General features: G+C 73.2%; 16 protein-coding genes and 1 pseudogene. 7 read left to right on the top strand and 10 right to left on the bottom strand.

All coding sequences use genetic code 11. The features are described 5' to 3' along the window. Window positions 1-193: 193 nt before the first annotated feature. The gene (locus ACFWJX_RS18790) at window positions 194-1,237 is read left to right on the top strand and encodes an NUDIX domain-containing protein (protein ID WP_383243997.1); all 1,044 of its coding nucleotides are present in this window, start codon (window positions 194-196) and stop codon (window positions 1,235-1,237) included. A 2-nt stretch (window positions 1,238-1,239) separates the two neighbouring features. Here ACFWJX_RS18790 and ACFWJX_RS18785 read toward each other — a convergent pair whose 3' ends face one another. The 5 genes from ACFWJX_RS18785 to ACFWJX_RS18765 all read right to left on the bottom strand — a co-directional run bounded on the left by ACFWJX_RS18785 (window position 1,240) and on the right by ACFWJX_RS18765 (window position 4,418). Further along, a complete protein-coding gene (locus ACFWJX_RS18785) occupies window positions 1,240-1,473 on the bottom strand; it encodes a hypothetical protein (RefSeq protein WP_383243994.1) in 234 nt (77 codons plus the stop codon). Next, a complete protein-coding gene (locus ACFWJX_RS18780; protein WP_383243991.1) occupies window positions 1,470-1,709 on the bottom strand; it encodes a hypothetical protein in 240 nt (79 codons plus the stop codon). Before ACFWJX_RS18780 ends, ACFWJX_RS18785 begins: the two co-directional genes overlap by 4 nt. Window positions 1,710-1,905: 196 nt before the next feature. Next, window positions 1,906-2,106, bottom strand: coding sequence for a hypothetical protein (locus tag ACFWJX_RS18775; protein WP_383243988.1), 201 nt, complete (start codon window positions 2,104-2,106; stop codon window positions 1,906-1,908). A gap of 174 nt (window positions 2,107-2,280) precedes the next feature. After that, complete coding sequence (locus tag ACFWJX_RS18770; RefSeq protein WP_383243985.1) at window positions 2,281-2,997, bottom strand: MBL fold metallo-hydrolase; 717 nt, start codon at window positions 2,995-2,997, stop codon at window positions 2,281-2,283. 65 nt (window positions 2,998-3,062) lie between these two features. Next, the gene (locus tag ACFWJX_RS18765; RefSeq protein WP_383243983.1) at window positions 3,063-4,418 is read right to left on the bottom strand and encodes a dipeptidase; all 1,356 of its coding nucleotides are present in this window, start codon (window positions 4,416-4,418) and stop codon (window positions 3,063-3,065) included. 134 nt (window positions 4,419-4,552) lie between these two features. Here ACFWJX_RS18765 and ACFWJX_RS18760 point away from each other — a divergent pair, with 134 nt between their 5' ends. Next, window positions 4,553-5,815, top strand: coding sequence for a geranylgeranyl reductase family protein (locus tag ACFWJX_RS18760; RefSeq protein WP_383243980.1), 1,263 nt, complete (start codon window positions 4,553-4,555; stop codon window positions 5,813-5,815). Window positions 5,816-5,903: 88 nt separating this feature from the next. Here ACFWJX_RS18760 and ACFWJX_RS18755 read toward each other — a convergent pair. Further along, window positions 5,904-6,257, bottom strand: a pseudogene (locus ACFWJX_RS18755) (nitroreductase/quinone reductase family protein); the annotation flags it as partial. Window positions 6,258-6,458: 201 nt separating this feature from the next. Between ACFWJX_RS18755 and ACFWJX_RS18750 the strand changes: the two are divergent. Both ACFWJX_RS18750 and ACFWJX_RS18745 read left to right on the top strand, forming a co-directional pair. Beyond that, on the top strand, window positions 6,459-7,688 hold the full coding sequence (locus ACFWJX_RS18750; RefSeq protein WP_383243977.1) for a sensor histidine kinase: 1,230 nt from the start codon (window positions 6,459-6,461) through the stop codon (window positions 7,686-7,688). Between the two features lie 41 nt (window positions 7,689-7,729). Beyond that, entirely contained in the window at window positions 7,730-8,395 is a 666-nt protein-coding gene (locus ACFWJX_RS18745; protein ID WP_383244053.1) for a response regulator, read from the top strand. Here ACFWJX_RS18745 and ACFWJX_RS18740 read toward each other — a convergent pair. Together ACFWJX_RS18740 and ACFWJX_RS18735 are read right to left on the bottom strand one after the other, a co-directional pair. Continuing rightward, a complete protein-coding gene (locus ACFWJX_RS18740) occupies window positions 8,356-8,823 on the bottom strand; it encodes a DUF6332 family protein (protein WP_383243974.1) in 468 nt (155 codons plus the stop codon). The genes ACFWJX_RS18745 and ACFWJX_RS18740 overlap by 40 nt on opposite strands. Before the next feature lie 67 nt (window positions 8,824-8,890). After that, window positions 8,891-10,381 (bottom strand): MFS transporter, encoded by a 1,491-nt coding sequence (locus ACFWJX_RS18735; RefSeq protein ID WP_383243971.1) that lies wholly within the window; start codon window positions 10,379-10,381, stop codon window positions 8,891-8,893. Window positions 10,382-10,466: 85 nt separating this feature from the next. Between ACFWJX_RS18735 and ACFWJX_RS18730 the strand changes: the two genes are divergently transcribed. After that, the gene (locus ACFWJX_RS18730) at window positions 10,467-10,862 is read left to right on the top strand and encodes a MarR family winged helix-turn-helix transcriptional regulator (RefSeq protein ID WP_383243968.1); all 396 of its coding nucleotides are present in this window, start codon (window positions 10,467-10,469) and stop codon (window positions 10,860-10,862) included. A gap of 7 nt (window positions 10,863-10,869) precedes the next feature. Here ACFWJX_RS18730 and ACFWJX_RS18725 read toward each other — a convergent pair whose 3' ends face one another. Then, window positions 10,870-11,622, bottom strand: coding sequence for a maleylpyruvate isomerase family mycothiol-dependent enzyme (locus tag ACFWJX_RS18725; protein WP_383243966.1), 753 nt, complete (start codon window positions 11,620-11,622; stop codon window positions 10,870-10,872). Between the two features lie 262 nt (window positions 11,623-11,884). On the opposite strand from ACFWJX_RS18725, the gene ACFWJX_RS18720 reads away from it, so the two are divergent. After that, window positions 11,885-12,046, top strand: a complete 162-nt coding sequence (locus ACFWJX_RS18720; RefSeq protein WP_383243963.1) for a hypothetical protein — start codon at window positions 11,885-11,887, stop codon at window positions 12,044-12,046. Between the two features lie 123 nt (window positions 12,047-12,169). Here the strand turns inward: ACFWJX_RS18720 and ACFWJX_RS18715 are convergent, their stop codons facing one another. Then, entirely contained in the window at window positions 12,170-13,375 is a 1,206-nt protein-coding gene (locus ACFWJX_RS18715; protein WP_383243960.1) for an MFS transporter, read from the bottom strand. Window positions 13,376-13,544: 169 nt separating this feature from the next. Between ACFWJX_RS18715 and ACFWJX_RS18710 the strand changes: the two genes are divergently transcribed. After that, window positions 13,545-15,989: an MFS transporter gene (locus tag ACFWJX_RS18710; RefSeq protein WP_383243957.1), complete on the top strand. Its 2,445-nt coding sequence runs from the start codon at window positions 13,545-13,547 to the stop codon at window positions 15,987-15,989. The last annotated feature ends 54 nt before the right edge of the window (window positions 15,990-16,043 follow it).

The raw sequence follows: 16,043 nt of genomic DNA, 5'->3' as shown, positions 1-16,043 counted from the left end.
CTGCCTCCTCGGGGGGGGGTTCTTCCTCCCCGCCGGGCCCTCTGCGTTTGCCGTTGCCCCGGCGGGGGGGGGCGCCCCCCCCCCCCCCGGCGGGCCCCCCCCCCCACGGCGTTCGCGCGCCCTCAACGGGAGCTGGTTTCCGTGGCAGGGTGGAGCGGGCAAGCCACAGGGGGCCGACTGCAGAGGGGGAAACGTGACCGTCGTCTGGATCAACGGCGCGTTCGGTGCGGGAAAGACGACCACCGCACGGGAACTGATCGACCTGATCCCGAACAGCACGCTCTTCGACCCCGAGGTCATCGGAGCGGCGCTCCCGCAACTGCTGCCGCCCAAACGACTCGCCGAGGTCGGCGACTTCCAGGACCTGCCGATCTGGCGCCGGCTCGTGATCGACACCGCGGCCGCGCTCCTCGGCGAGCTGGGCGGCACCCTCGTCGTCCCCATGACGCTGCTGCGCCAGGAGTACCGCGACGAAATCTTCGGTGGCCTCGCAGCCCGCCGGATCGCCGTCCGGCATGTGCTGCTGGCCCCGGCGGAAACGATCCTGCGCGAGCGAATAGCCGGGCGCGAACTCCCGCCCGACCTCCCCGACGCCGAGATACGGGTACGGCAGTGGTCGTACGACCACATCGAGCCGTACCGCGCCGCCCTCGTCGGCTGGCTCACCGCCGACGCCCACCCCGTCGACTCCAGCGACCTCACCCCCTACCAGACCGCCGTCCGGATCGCGGAGGCCGTCGGCAGCGGGTCGGTGGGCGCCTGCGACATCGTCCAGACCCCCGAACCGACCGCCGAGACGCTGGCCGCCGGGGTACTGCTCTTCGACGAGCGGGACCGGGTGCTTCTCGTCGACCCGACCTACAAGCCCGGCTGGGAGTTCCCCGGCGGTGTCGTGGAGCCGGGCGAGGCGCCCGCGCGCGCGGGTATGCGCGAGGTCGAGGAGGAGACAGGCGTCCGGCTGGACGACGTACCCCGGCTGCTCGTCGTCGACTGGGAGCGGCCGATGCCTCCCGGATACGGCGGACTGCGCCTGCTCTTCGACGGCGGCAGGCTCGACTCCGCGGCGGCCGAGGGGCTGTTGCTGCCCGGCCCCGAACTGCGCGGCTGGCGCTTCGTCACCGAGGAGGAGGCCGCCGACCTGCTGCCCCCGGTCCGCTACGAGCGGCTGCGCTGGGCGCTGCGGGCGCGTGAGCGGGGCGCCGCGCTCTACCTGGAGGCAGGGGTCCCCGTCGGCTGACTTCACGCGGCCACGGCGCGGCGCAGTTCCTCCGCCGGGTACGGGGTCGACCGGCTCTCGTCCCGCAGCCGCCGCTCGAAACCGGACATCACGTCGGCCACGCGCGCGTGGCGGACCAGGAGAGCGGCGGTCGCGTCCGGGATCCCCTCGGGCCGCAGACCCTCGGAGCAGGCGCGCACGAAGGCCGCGCGTTCCTCGCCGCGGTATCCGTGGAGGTCGGCGGCCAGCCACTTCATGAGGTAGGCGGTGGTGTAGTCCCGGTGGCGGTCCAGGAAGTCCCGTTCCCGCCCGGTGAGCCGGAAGCGGGCCGAGAGGGCGAGGCCGTGGTCGGTGAGGTAGAGCCGCCGTCGGTGAGGATGTTGCGGAAGTGGGCGTCGACGTGCGTGAGCCGCCGCTCGCGCAGGAAACCGGTCAGCGCCGTCAGCTCCCGTTCCACCAGGGCGCAGGCGGCGTCGGCGTCGTCCGTGCGCAACCGGGCGCTCAGCCAGTCGTGGAGGGTGGTCGGGAGGTACTCCAGGAGCAGCGTGAGGCGGGCCGGTGCCGCGCGCAGTGCCTCGGTCCGCGCGCGCAGCGCCGGGTCCCCGCCCCAGTAGGCCCCGCCCGGTCCGCGTCGGCCAGTTCCGCGTACAGCGGCTCCGGTTCGGCGGGCAGCACCCGCCAGTGGTGGGTCAGGGAAGGTTCGGGAGCCGGCCGGACAGGACCCAGCCGGCGGTCATGGTGTGCACGGCCGGTTCCCGCCACGCCGTGGCGCCGGGGCTGGGGATGTCACCGATGCCGTAGTGGCAGAACGGCGGCGGGCCGGACAGGTTCGCCGTGGACCGGGTGCGGCCGGGAGCGAGTTCGGTGTCCGTGACCCGGACGCGCTTCACGAAGACGGGCCGGCCCTCCACGTCGACCCGCAGCGCCCCGTCCGCCGACGCCGGTGCCGAGGGGCACTCCGGTCGCCACGAGAGCCGCCGGCTCGCGGTCGCTCAGCAGGGCGAGGGTGGTGGCGAGGGCGTGATGAGCGGTGAGACGCGGGGACAGGAACATGATCCCCATCCTCAGGGCGTGGGGGGATGGCTGTCAGCCGCTTCGCGCAGGGCGGCCGAGGCCCGCTCGGTCACCGGGTCGCCGTGGCCGAAGCAGGCCACCTCCGCGTCGAGGGCGGCGAGCCGGTGGAGTGCGGCGACGGTCAGGGACCGGTCCAGGTTGAACACGCCCGGCATCACCGACCCGTCGACGGGCGAGGCGGCGACCGTGTCTCCCGTGAACAGCACGCCGTGGTCCGGCAGATGGAGCGCGATGCTGCCGTCGGTGTGGCCGGGCACGTGGATCACGCGTGTTCCTCCGCCGAGGGCGAGGACATGGCCGTCGGTCAACTCCGTGATGACGGCGGGAGGTTCGACGTCACGCACGGGCAGGTGTCGCAGCGCGGCGGCGTGCAGCGGGCGTTCCCACTCCTCCAACACCGGTTCCGGGGCAGGGACTTCGCGGCGCAGTACCGCCGCGTCCGCGGTGTGCGCCAGCACCTCCGCGCCGGTCAGGGCAGCGAGTTCGGCCGCGCCGCCCGCGTGGTCCTCGTGGAAGTGGGTGAGCACCACCCGCCGTACGGCCGCCGGATCGTGCCCCAGGGCGGTGACCGCGTCGGCGATCGCGCGGCCCGAGCCGGGGGGTCCGGCATCGACGAGCGTCAACTCGTCGGCGTCGCGCCAGAGGTAGGCCTGGCCGACCGGGAAGCGCAGCAGGTGCAGACGGGGGAGGAGCGCGATGACGTCCATGGGACGACCGTAGAGAGGGCCCCGCCCGCCGGGCGAGGCCCTCTGCCGAGAGCAGAGCGTGCGGCTCAGCTCGCCGCGTACGTGCGCAGGAACAGGGCCTCCGCCACCGACAGGCGCTCCAGTTCCTGCGGGGACACGCTCTCGTTGACCGCGTGGATCTGGGCCTCCGGCTCGCTGAGACCGATGAGGAGGATCTCCGCGCGCGGGTAGAGCGCCGCGAGGGTGTTGCACAGCGGGATGGAGCCGCCCTGGCCGGCGTACTGCATCTCCTGGCCGGGGTAGGCCACCGCCATCGCCTCGGCCATCGCCGCGTACGCCGGGCTGGTGGTGTCGGCGCTGAACGGCTGGCCCTGACCGATCTGCTCGGTCTGCACCCGCGCGCCCCACGGCGTGTGCGCCTCCAGGTGGGCCTGGAGCAGCTTCGTCGCCTCGGCCGCGTCCACGCCCGGCGGCACCCGCAGGCTGATCAGCGCACGGGCGCTCGACTGCACCGACGGGGTGGCGCCGACGACCGGCGGGCAGTCGATGCCGAGGACGGTGACCGCCGGGCGGGCCCAGATACGGTCGGCGACCGTGCCGGAACCGATCAGTCCGACACCGTCGAGGACCTTGGCGTCCTCGCGGAACTGCTCCTCGTCGTACTGGAGTCCCTCCCACGCGGGGGCGTCGGTCAGGCCGTCCACCGTCGTCGAGCCGTCCTCCGCGCGCAGCGAGTCCAGCACGCGGATCAGCGCGCCCAGCGCGTCGGGGGCGGCGCCGCCGAACTGGCCGGAGTGCAGATTGCCCGCGAGGGTGTCGATCCGGACCCGCATCATGGTCATGCCGCGCAGCGTGGAGGTGACGGTGGGCAGACCGACCCGGAAGTTGCCCGCGTCGCCGATCACGACGGTGTCGGCGGCGAGCAGCTCGGGGTGTTCCTCGGCGTACCGCTCCAGGCCGCCCGTGCCCTGCTCCTCCGAGCCCTCGACGATCACCTTCACATGGACCGGCACCCCGCCGTTCGCCTTGAGGGCGCGCAGGGCCAGCAGGTGCATGATGAAGCCGCCCTTGCAGTCGGCGGTGCCCCGCCCGAACCAGCGGCCGTCGCGCTCGGTCAGCTCGAAGGGCGGGGTGACCCAGCCGGCCTCGTCCAGCGGCGGCTGCACGTCGTAGTGCGCGTACAGCAGAACCGTTTTCGCGCCCTCCGGTCCCGGCAGGAAGCCGTACACCGACTGCGTGCCGTCCGGGGTGTCGAGGAGGGCCACGTCCTGGAAACCCTCCGCGCGCAGGGCGGCGACGATCCAGTTCGCCGCGGCTTCGCTCTCGGTGCGCGGGAACTGGTCGAAGTCCGCCACCGACCTGAACGCCACCAGTTCGGTGAGCTCCGCCTTCGCCCTGGGCATCAGCGAGGCGACGGTCTCGGCGACCGGATTCGACGACATGGGCACGCTCCTTGTGGGTGCGACGTTGTGCAGATGGGTGTTGCCGATCCTCCCACAGCCGACCGTGGCGATCTCGGTCGTAGGATGCGGGGGACAGGTGCGGCAGGCGGCTTGATCGGGAGCAGTAGACCATCGTGAGCAGCGAGAACTCTTCGGCGGACGACGTGCAGCGGGTGTGGGACGTCGTCGTGGTGGGCGCGGGACCCGCGGGGGCTTCGGCCGCCTATGCGGCGGCGGTCGCGGGGCGGCGCGTCCTTTTGCTGGAGAAGGCGGAGCTGCCCCGCTACAAGACGTGCGGCGGCGGCATCATCGGTCCCTCCCGTGACGCCCTCCCACCGGGCTTCGAGCTGCCCTTCCAGGACCGGGTGCAGGCGGTGACGTTCTCGAACAACGGACGCTTCACCCGCACCCGCCGCTCCCGGCAGATGCTGTTCGGGCTGATCAACCGGCCCGAGTTCGACCAGCAGCTCGTCGAGCACGCCCAGAAGGCCGGCGCCGAACTGCGCACCGGCGCCACGGTCACGCGGGTCGAGCAGCACGGCTCGGCCGTGCCCGACCGGCGGACGGTCGCGGTCGTCCTCCAGGGCGGCGAGGCGGTGCTGGCGCGGGCGGTCATCGGCGCCGACGGCAGCGCGAGCCGCATAGGGGCACACGTCGGCGTGAAGCTCGACCAGGTGGATCTCGGCCTGGAGGCGGAGATCCCGGTGCCCGAGACGGTCGCCGAGGACTGGAAGGGCCGGGTCCTCATCGACTGGGGCCCGATGCCCGGCAGTTACGGCTGGGTGTTCCCCAAGGGGGAGACACTGACGGTCGGGGTGATCTCCGCGCGCGGCGAGGGCGCCGCCACCAAGCGGTACCTGGAGGACTTCATCGGCCGGCTCGGCCTCGCCGGCTTCGAACCGAGCATCTCCTCCGGCCACCTGACCCGCTGCCGCGCCGACGACTCGCCGCTCTCGCGCGGGCGGGTGCTGGTGTGCGGGGACGCGGCGGGCCTGCTGGAGCCGTGGACCCGCGAGGGGATCTCCTTCGCGCTGCGCTCGGGCCGGCTCGCCGGCGAGTGGGCGGTCCGCATCGCGGAGGCGCACGACGCGGTGGACGCCCGCCGACAGGCCCTCAACTACGCCTTCGCGATCAAGGCGGGCCTCGGTGTGGAGATGAGCGTGGGCAAGCGGATGCTGGCCCTCTTCGAGCGGCGTCCCGGCCTGTTCCACGCGGCTCTCACCGGCGTGCGCCCGGCCTGGCGGGCGTTCACGGACATCACCCGCGGCCGGACGACCCTCGGCGAACTCGTGCGCTCCCACCCGCTCGCCCAGCGTGCCCTCAACGCGGTGGACCGGCGGCAGGCGGCCGCGGGTGCGGGCGCGGACACGGATCGGGCCGAGGAGGCCGGTTCCTGAGAAGCCCGTCCGGCCCCGTGACGGACGGCGCGGGCCGGTTCCCGGCGCGTCCGGCCCCATGCATGCTGAGCGGGCCGGACGACGCGGGTCACCGGCTCTGGGTGACGGTGATCCGGAACACCGGGTGGTCGGGGGCGATGCGGCGCAGGCCGGCGTCGGGGGAGTCGGGGCCGACGCCGTTGAAGAAGACGCCGACCTCCGCCTTCCAGTGCTCGGGGTAGGCGCGCAGCAGCGGCACCGTCTCGTCGTCGTCGCCGACCTCGGCCGCGGTGGACTCGTCCACCTCTCTGCCGAGGTGCAGTTCACCTCCTCCGATCGCGCGCATGTTGTGCGTCCACTGGACGTGCCCGCCCGGCGCACGAGGTACTGCTGACCGTCGACCGTCAGCAGGTTTCACCGGCGTGGCCCGCCACCGACCGCTCTCGCGGCCGCGCACCGCCAGGTCGCATGGTCGAGGACCGCGAGCCGTTCTTCCCCGATGCGGTGACGGGGCTGGCCAGGGGAGTGGGGCTGGAGTAGGGGAATCGATCCCAGGGCGGGATCACGGCTGCTCCGTGCGTCCCGTCGTACTTCACGGGGAGTACGCGCGACCACCTCGTCCGGCCGACGTCCGTCCTGGCCGGAGACGTCTAGCGTGGCGGGCATGGACGAGCAGCGGGTGCGCGAGCGTGGCGGACCGGTGCGGTGGTGGCGGCACGGTCCGCCGTGGCCGGGACACCGCGAGGACGAGGAACAGGGCAGCCACTGGCCTTGGCGGTCCACCGTCCTGCTCACCGCGTTCGTGCTCATCGGCTCGAACTTCGCCGCCCACGAACAGCAGGGCGAACGTGCGGCGCTCGATCCGTTCGCGCGTGTGCTGCTGCTCGTCGCCGCGGGCCTGCTGCTGTGGCGGCACCGGCATCCGGTGCCCGTCGTGTTCGGCACGGCCGCCGTCACCGCGGTGTACCTGGGCGTCGGCTACCCGTACGGGCCGGTCCTGCTGACCGTCGCCGTGGCCTGCTTCGCCGCCGTCGTCGCGGGGCACCGACGGGCCGCCTGGACGGCCCTGGGCGTGCTGTGGGCCGCACACCTGCTGGTCGCGCACTGGCTCTACCGGTGGCTGCCGCCGTCCGGGGACCGGCCCGCCTCCTTCGCCCAGGAGATCGTCGTCGCCACCTGGGTCGTGGTCATCGTCGCCGTCTCGGAGCTGGCCCGGACCCGGCGCGAGCAGTGGGCCCGGGAGCGGGCCGAGCGCGCGCAGGCCGCCCGGCGGCGGGCCGACGAGGAGCGGCTGCGTATCGCCCGCGAGCTGCACGACGTCCTCGCCCACAGCCTCTCCGTCATCAACGTGCAGGCGGGGGTGGGCCTCGCGCTCCTCGACTCCGATCCGGAACAGGCGCGCACGGCGCTCACCACGATCAAGTCCGCCAGCAAGGAGGCGCTCGGCGACGTGCGGCAGGTGCTCGACACCCTGCGCACCCCCGGCGACGCCCCGCGCGCCCCCGCACCCGGCCTGGACCGGCTGCCGGAGCTGGTGGACCAGGCGGCGCGGGCCGGGCTCACCGTCGACGTGACGGGGAAGCCGCCCCCGCTGCCGCCCGGCACGGACCTCGCCGCGTTCCGCATCGTCCAGGAGGCCCTGACCAATGTCGTACGGCACTCGGGGTCCCGCCACGCGCGCGTGCACCTCGATCAGGCGGGCGGGGCGCTGCGGCTGAGGATCGACGACGACGGGCCGGCGGTCGGCACGGACGCGGGCGGCAGCGGCAACGGCCTGGCCGGAATGCGGGAGCGGGCCGCGGCGCTGGGTGGCACGATCGAGGCGGGCCCGAGGGACGGCGGCGGCTTCCGCGTGGTCGCCGTCCTGCCGTCGACATCCGGGCCGGAGCGGTGAGCCGCCCGCTGCCGTCCCCCACCGACACCGAGGAGGTCCCGGTGATCCGCGTACTGCTGGCCGACGACCAGTCACTGGTCCGCGCCGGGTTCCGGGCGCTGCTCGACGCCCAGCCGGACATCGAGGTGGCCGGGGAGGCCGCCGACGGCGAGGAGGCGGTGCGGCTCGTGCGCGGACTGCGGCCGGACGTCGTCCTGATGGACATCCGGATGCCGCGCCTCGACGGACTGGCCGCGACCCGGCGGGTCACCGGCGACCCTGCCCTCGACGACGTCAAGGTGGTCATGCTCACCACCTTCGAGCTCGACGAGTACGTCTTCGAAGCGATCCGCTCCGGCGCCTCGGGCTTCCTGGTCAAGGACACCGAACCGGAGGAACTCCTGCGTGCCGTACGGGCGGTGGTGGCGGGGGACGCCCTGCTGTCGCCCGGGGTCACGCGGCGGCTCATCGCGGAGTTCGCCGCCCGTTCCAAGGAGCCCGCGGCCGCCCCCGAGCTGGCCAGGCTCACCGAGCGGGAACGGGAGGTGATGGCGCTCGTCGGGATCGGTCTGACCAACGAGGAGATCGCCCGCCGTCTGGTGGTCAGCCCGCTCACCGCGAAGACCCACGTCAGCCGCACCATGGTGAAACTGGGCGCCCGCGACCGGGCCCAACTGGTCGTACTGGCCTACGAGACGGGGCTGGTCCGGCCCGGCTGGCTCGGCTGACCACCGGGGCGTCCGGTCTCGCCGTCGGTGCGGTCGGTCGTGGCGTCGGTGTGGCCGCCCGTGCCACCGATGGGCCAGGTCGTGGCGTGGGTGTGGCCGGTGGTGTTGTCGGCGGTGCGCCCGGGAGTCGTGGCGGTGGCGCCGGCGGTCGGCGCGGCCGTGGTGCCGGTGTGGCCGGCCGTGCGTTGCTCAGGGAACCGGATCAGCACACTCACCACCCGGACGGCGAACACCACGGGCGTGACCGTGAGTCCCACCCGCAGGAGCACCTTCTCGACGGCGTCCGGGAGTTCGAACAGCAGTGCCGGCCCGGCGACCGCCCCGAACAGCACCGCCGCCGCGAAGGCCGCGCTGAGCACCGCGTACCCGATCTCGACGGTGATCGCGTCCCGTTCCGCCTGCGTGCGGCGTCCCCCGTAGCCAGTCATGCGGGGAGTCTCACAGGAGGGCGCCCGGCGGGCAACAGCCGGCCGGGCGCCCTCCGGAGGCGTCCCCCTAGTCGCGGACGGGAACCCGTTCCGCGCTCGCCTCCTCCACGGTGGACTTGGCGACCAGGACCGAGCCGCGGGTGCGGCGGGTGCGCAGGCCGGGGAGGGTGATCAGGAGGCCGAGGGCGGCTACGCCCGTGACCACCATCAGACCGGGGCGGTAACTGTCCAGTACGGCCTGCGGGGTGGGGTCGGCCGGGGCGCCCGCGGTCACCACCGCCGTGACCACGGCCAGGAAGATCGCGCCGCCGACCTGGACGGAGGTGTTGAGCAGGCCGGAGACCATGCCCTGCTCGTGGTCCGCCACACCGTTCGTGGCCTGGATGTTGAGCGAGGGGAAGACCAGCGCGCAGGCCGCGCCGATCAGCAGCATGCTGGGCAGGATGACCGCCGCGTACACCGGGTCGAGGTCGACGCGCAGGAACAGCGCGTAGCCGACGACCATGAAGGCGAAGCCCGTCACGATCAGCCGAGGGGTGCCGAACCGGTCCACGACCGAGCCGACCTTGGTCGAGGACAGCGCCACCAGCGCACCCGCCGGCAGGAAGGCCAGCGCGGTGTGCAGCGCCGACCAGCCCAGCAGGTTCTGCATGTACATCGTCGCCAGGAACTGGAAGCCCACGTAGGAGCCGAAGAACGCCATCGCCCCGAGCTGGGCGCGGATCTGGCTGCCCGAGCGCAGCACGCCGAGCCGGATCAGGGGGCCCGGCGAGCGCCGTTCGACCAGGACGAAGACGGTCAGCAGGACGGCGACGGTCAGGAAGGACAGCAGCGTGCGGACCGAGGTCCAGCCGGCCTCGGGTGCCTGGACGACGGTGAAGACCAGCAGCAGCATCGACGCGGTGCCGAGGACGGCGCCGGGGATGTCGTACCCGCTGTGGCCCTGTTCGCGTTCGCTGCGCGGCAGCAGCTTCAGGCCCACCACCAGGGCGACCAGGGCTATCGGCGCGGGCAGCAGCATGGTGAGGCGCCAACTGGCCTCGGTGAGCAGGCCGGAGAGGACCAGGCCCATGGAGAAGCCGGTGGCGGCGCAGGTGGTGTAGATGGAGAGCGCGCGGTTGCGCAGCGGGCCCTCCGGGAACGTCGTCGTGATGATCGACAGGCCCGCCGGGGCGGTGAAGGCCGCGCTCAGGCCCTTGATGAACCGGCTGGCGATCAGCAGCGGACCGGAGTCGACGAGGCCACCGAGCAGGGAGGCGAGCGCGAAGACACCGAGGGCGACGAGGAAGACCTGGCGGCGGCCGAGCAGGTCGGCCGTGCGTCCGCCGAGGAGCAACAGGCCGCCGTACCCGAGGATGTAACCGCTGACGATCCATTGCAGGGTCGAGGTGGACAGGCCGAGGTCGGAAGCGATGGACGGCAGGGCTACGCCGACCATCGACACGTCCAGAGCGTCGAGGAACATCGCGGCGCAGAGCACCAGCAGCGTGCCCCACAGCCGGGGAGTCCAGCGAACCGCCGAGGACGGGGTCGCGGGGGAGGGGAGCGGAGAGGTCATGCCGGAGACACTACATGCGCATGCATTGGATGCAAGGGCATTTAATTCCAGTGCAATGATTCAGGTTCTCTGCTACGGTGCCGCCATGGCGGCGGACAAGGTCGAACGGGCGCTCGTGGAACAGTGGCGGGAGATGCTCGCCCTGCACGCCCGCACCCAGTGCGAACTCGACCGCGCACTGCACGGACACGGCCTGTGTGCCAGTGACTTCGAGGTGCTCGACGTCCTCTCCGGAACCGCCCCGGCCGGCGCGTGCGACTTCCGCGTCCAGGAGATCGCCGAGCGGGTCCATCTGAGCCAGAGCGCGCTGTCACGGCTGATCGCCCGGCTGGAGAAGGACGGCCTCGTCGAGCGCTCGATGTGTTCCGAGGACCGCCGGGGAGTCCGGGTGGCGCTCACCGACAGAGGGCGCGTGCTGCACGGCGAGGTGCTCCCCGTGCAACGCTCGGTGCTCACACGCATGCTGACCGACTCCGACTGACCGCGCGTCAGCTCCAGGTCACGGCAGACCTCTCCCGCCACAGCCGCGCCAGCGAGACGTCTCCGCTGACGGCGGGGTACGGCAACCGGTTCCACAACGACAGATAGAGCAGCGCCGCGGGTCCGGACACCTCGCAGTCCGCGTCCCCCTCGCCGCCACGCTCCGTCGCCGGCGGCTCCGCGGACAGGCGTACGGTCCACACCGCGTCGTCCGCGTCCGTCGCCCGCACCCGCAGCACACGACGCTCCTCGGTGCGCACCTTGCTCTTGGGGCGGGCGTGGAAGCCGCGCAGCAACTCGTCGATGCCGTCCGCCGCGAAGTCGCGGGGAAGCGCGGCCGCGATCTCCTCGGGTGCCACTCCGCGCGCCGACTCCGCGTCCACGCGGTGGACGGCCGTCTCGTGCGCCTGGCGCCTGGCCCAGAACGCCAACGGCGAGGGCGCGGGCAGGAAGTGCCAGCACTCCACGTCCGCCGGCGCGGAGGCGAGCGTGTCGACCAGCCGTCGGTGGCCCGTACGGAACCAGTCCAGCAACTCGCCACCGTCGAGGTCCGGGAGACCCTCTCCGGGCTGCGGCGCGGTACGCCCCTCGGCGACGAACGACGTCGCCCACCGGTGCACCATGCCCGTGTGCCGCAGCAGGTCCCGGACATGCCAGTCCGGACAGGTCGGGACCTTGGCCCCGGGCCCCGCCTCGCCCGCCGCGGCGGCGAGGGACCGGCCCTCCTGATCGAGGATCCGGATGAACTCGACGGTCTCCATGCGGGTGAGTGTGCCCGATGGAGTGCGGTCGAGGCGAAGGGAGGTGCCGGTGCCGGCGGGGGCCGAAGCTCCTCCCTCGTGGGCGACCGGCGTCATGACCTCGGCCAATGCGCCACAGCGCACGGGGCCGTGGCACTCGCCGTGCCGACTGCCGTCCGGCCTTGGCCCGATCACGCTCGGCGGATGAACCCCGGCCCCGCCAATCCTGCCGGGACGGCACCGACGCCGATCAGCGCGACCACGAGTCACGACGTGCCGCGTCATGACCAGCACCCCGGCGATATGCGGCCAACCCGCCCTGCGCCCCCGGCCGGACGCCGTGAACTCCCTCCTGAGGGAACACGAGACCGCGCGCGTCGTCCCGTTCGCACGCCGACGACTCACCATCCGCCTCCGCTGCGCGAGCGCCTGGACGACGACCTGATGCGGTGCGGCCTCCACCGGTTCCGCGCCGGACTGCCGGAGCCACCCGGCGAAGACCCCGTCCGGTACTACCGGTACATCTCCCCGTCCTTTCCTGAGTCCCCCTGACCGCGCCGTCCGCTCCTCATTCGCTCGCCGTGTGCCGCATGGTGAGGCCGATCAGTGCCGCGATCGCCGCCAGTGCCGCGACGCTGGTGAGAGCGGTGGGGAGGGAGAACCAGTCGGCCATGAAGCCGATGGCGGGCGGGCCGAGGAGCATGCCGCCGTAGCCGAGGGTGGAGGCGACGGCCACGCCGGTGGGGCCGGCGAGGGTGCCCGCGCGTTCGACGGCCACCGGGAAGAGGTTGGCCAGGCCGAGTCCGGCGACGGTGTAGCCGACGAGGGCCGCCCAGGGGACCGGGGCGAGGGCGCCGAGCAGCATGCCGACGGCCGCGACGGTGCCGCCGGCGACCACCGTGCGGGTGCGGCCCAGCCGTTCCAGGAGGGTCGTGCCGGTGAGCCGGCCGACGGTCATCGCGAGCGCGAAGCAGGAGTAGCCGGCGGCGGCGAGGCCGGGGGAGGCGTCGAGGTCCTGCTGGAGGTGCAGGGCACCCCAGTCGGCGAGCGCCCCTTCGCCGTAGGCCGTGCACAGGGCGATCAGGCCGAAGACGACGACCAGGCGGCGGGTGCGGGCGGTGAGGCGGGTGGGTTCCGCGGGGCGCGCGTCCGCACCGGTTCGGGAGGCCGTGCCGGCGGGTGCCTGGCGCAGCAGTGCGGGTCCCGCCAGTGCCGTCACCAGCAGGCCGATGAGGCCGAGGCCCAGCAGGTGGCGGGTGGGGGAGAGGGAGCCCGCGACCAGTCCCCCGAGGCCGGCGCCGATCATGCCGCCGAGGCTGAACGCCGCGTGGAACGTGGGCATGATCGGCCTGCGCAGGGCCGTGACCAGGTCGACGGCGGCGCTGTTGAAGGCCACGTTGATCCCGCCGTAGGCCGCGCCGAAGAGGAGCAGTACGCCGCCCAGCGCGGCCGCGGAGTGGGTCAGCGGGGGCAGGGTGACGCTGAGGGAGAGCAGGACCGCGCAGACCACGGTGACGGTGTGGCTGCCGTACCGCCGACAGAGGCGGCCGGTGATCAGCATCGTCACCACCGCCCCGGCGGAGACGCCGAGGAGGGCCAGGCCGAGGCCGCTTGCGGAGGCGCCGGTCTGTTCCTTGATGGCGGGGATGCGCACGACCCAGCCGGCGAACACGAAGCCGTCGAGGGCGAAGAAGACCGTGAGGACGAGACGGAGCCGGCTCAGGGGGTGGCCCTGCCCGGCGGTGTGCGAACGGGCTTTGTTTATTAGCGGCACAAAATCAGGCTAAGCGGAACACCTTATCCCGGCAAGGTAGTTGATGCGTACATGCTTGCGGAACCTTCACGCCTCGCTCACCGGATCCGCTAGTTGCTTAAGTCAATCAAAAACCTCTACATTCAGGGGCGTCGTGCACACCGCATCCCCCGACCGGAGGCCCGGCCCCATGTCCCATGCGCACCCCCGACCCGACCGGACGGGGGAGGGGCCCGCCCCGCGTCCCGGCCTCGTCGCCGTCCTCGCCTTCGGCGGGATCGTGGTCTCGCTGATGCAGACCCTGGTCATCCCGATCGTCCCCGAACTGCCGAGACTGCTCGACGCCTCGGCCTCCGACGCGGCATGGGCGGTCACCGCCACCCTCCTCGCGGCCGCCGTCGCCACCCCGGTGACGGGCCGCCTCGGAGACATGTACGGCAAGCGCCGCATGCTGCTGCTCAGCCTGGGCCTGCTGGTCGCCGGATCGGTCACGGCGGCCCTCAGCGACACCCTCGCCCCGATGGTCGTCGGCCGTGCCCTCCAGGGACTGGCCTCCGGGGTCATCCCGCTCGGCATCAGCATCATGCGCGACGAACTCCCCGCCGAACGGCTCGGCTCCGCCACCGCGTTGATGAGCGGCTCCCTCGGCGTCGGCGGTGCGCTCGGCCTGCCCGCCGCCGCGCTGATCGCCGACCACTTCGACTGGCACATGCTCTTCTGGACCTCGGCCGCGCTCGGCGTCGTGACCCTCGTGCTCGTGCCCGCCGTCGTGCCCGAGTCGAAGGTGCGCACCGGTGGGCGGTTCGACCTGATCGGTGCCCTCGGAATGGCGGCCGGACTGGTCTGCCTGCTGCTGGGCGTCTCCAAGGGCGCCGACTGGGGCTGGACCAGCGGCACCATCATCGCACTGTTCGCCGCCGCGGTCGCCGTGCTGCTGCTGTGGGGCGTCTTCGAACTGCGTGTCGCCCAGCCCCTGGTGGACCTGCGGGCCACCGCCCGCCGACAGGTGCTGGTCACCAACCTCGCCTCGATGGCGTTCGGGTTCTCCATGTTCGCGATGTCCCTGGTCCTCCCGCAGCTCCTGCAACTGCCCGAGGCGACGGGTTACGGCCTCGGCAGGTCGCTGCTGGACGCCGGCCTGGTCATGGCCCCGACGGGCCTGGTGATGATGGCGACGGCCCCGGTGTCCGCCGCGATATCCCGGGCACGCGGCCCGAAGACGACCCTGATGCTCGGCGCGGTCGTCGTGGCCCTCGGGTACGGGCTCGGCATCGTCATGATGGAGGCTGTCTGGCAGCTCGTCCTGGCCTCCTGCGTCATCGGCGCCGGCATCGGCTTCGCGTACGGCGCCATGCCCGCGCTGATCATGGGTGCGGTGGACCCCTCCGAGACGGCCGCCGCCAACAGCCTCAACACCCTGATGCGGTCCATCGGCACCTCCACCGCGAGCGCCGTCGCCGGCGTGATCCTGGCCCGGATGACGACCCCCTTCGGCACCGTCGCGCTGCCTTCCGAGAACGGTTTCAAGGTGGTCATGGCCGTCGGTTCGGGCGCGGCCGTGCTGGCAGTTCTCGTCGCCGCGTTCATTCCGCGCCGACGAACGGGCGACGCCACCGAATCGGCAGCGGCGCGGGAGAGCGCCCTGGAGCCAGATGCTCCGCAGGCGGGCGCTGTGGAGCCGAGCGGTGTGGCGCCGGTCGCCGCCAGGAGTGCTGAGCAGGCCGTCGGCGCAGCCGTCGCCGTACCGCTGGCGCGTGCCGTCGCGGAGCTGGTGGCGACGGTTCCCGGACTGGCCGAGGGCGGGCCGGGCGGCGGTGGTCATCCGGTGCGCGGCCGGGTGCGGGGCGCGGAGGGTGCGCCCGTCGGAGGTGCCGCGGTCACGCTCATCTCCCTGGGCGGGCGGCAGTTGAGCCGCGCGGTCGCCGCACCCGACGGTTCCTATGCCGCCGAGGCGCCCGCGGAGGGAACGTACGTACTGATCGTCTCCGCCGACGGTCACCAGCCGCAGGCGACCACGGTCGTGGTCGGCGGCACGCCGGTGACGTACGACGTGCTGCTCAGCGGGAACAGCGGACTCGCCGGTGTGGTGCGGTCGACGGACGGCGGCGCGCCCGTCGCGGGGGCGGTGGTCATCGTCGCGGACGTGCGGGGCGATGTGCTGGCCACCGCGCAGACCGACGGCGTCGGTGAGTTCACCGTCACCGACCTGGTGCCGGGCCCGGTGACCCTCGCCGTCAGCTCGCCCAAGCACCGGCCGCTGGCACTGCCCGTCGAGATCGGCGGCACGGGCGTCACGCGGGTGGCCGTCGAACTGCGGCCCGGCGCGCAGGTGCGGGGCACCGTGCGAGGCGCGGGCGCGCCGCTCGGCGACGCCCGGGTGACCCTGGTCGACGCCGCCGGCAACGTCGTCGCGACCACGACCACCGGCAGCGACGGGGCGTACGCCTTCTCGGACCTCGACAGTGGGCCCTACACGGTCATCGCGACCGGCTATCCGCCGCGTGCCGCCGGGATCAGTGTCTCCGGCGGCGACGTCGACGGCCACGACCTCGAACTGGCGCACCCGGCCGACGAGGTCCTGTTTCTCCGCTCACGACCGGAGCCGTATGAGGCCGTTCGTGAGGACCACTTGTGAGCAGGGAGACAGGCCCTGGTTCCCCCGGCCGACCGGTTCACCTTCGCCGCGGAG

The organism is Streptomyces sp. NPDC058335, from assembly GCF_042723915.1.
In the GTDB taxonomy this organism is placed as follows: Bacteria; Actinomycetota; Actinomycetes; order Streptomycetales; family Streptomycetaceae; genus Streptomyces.
Note: the sequence above shows the minus strand (reverse complement) of the source record. Positions and strands in the feature narration are given on the sequence as shown.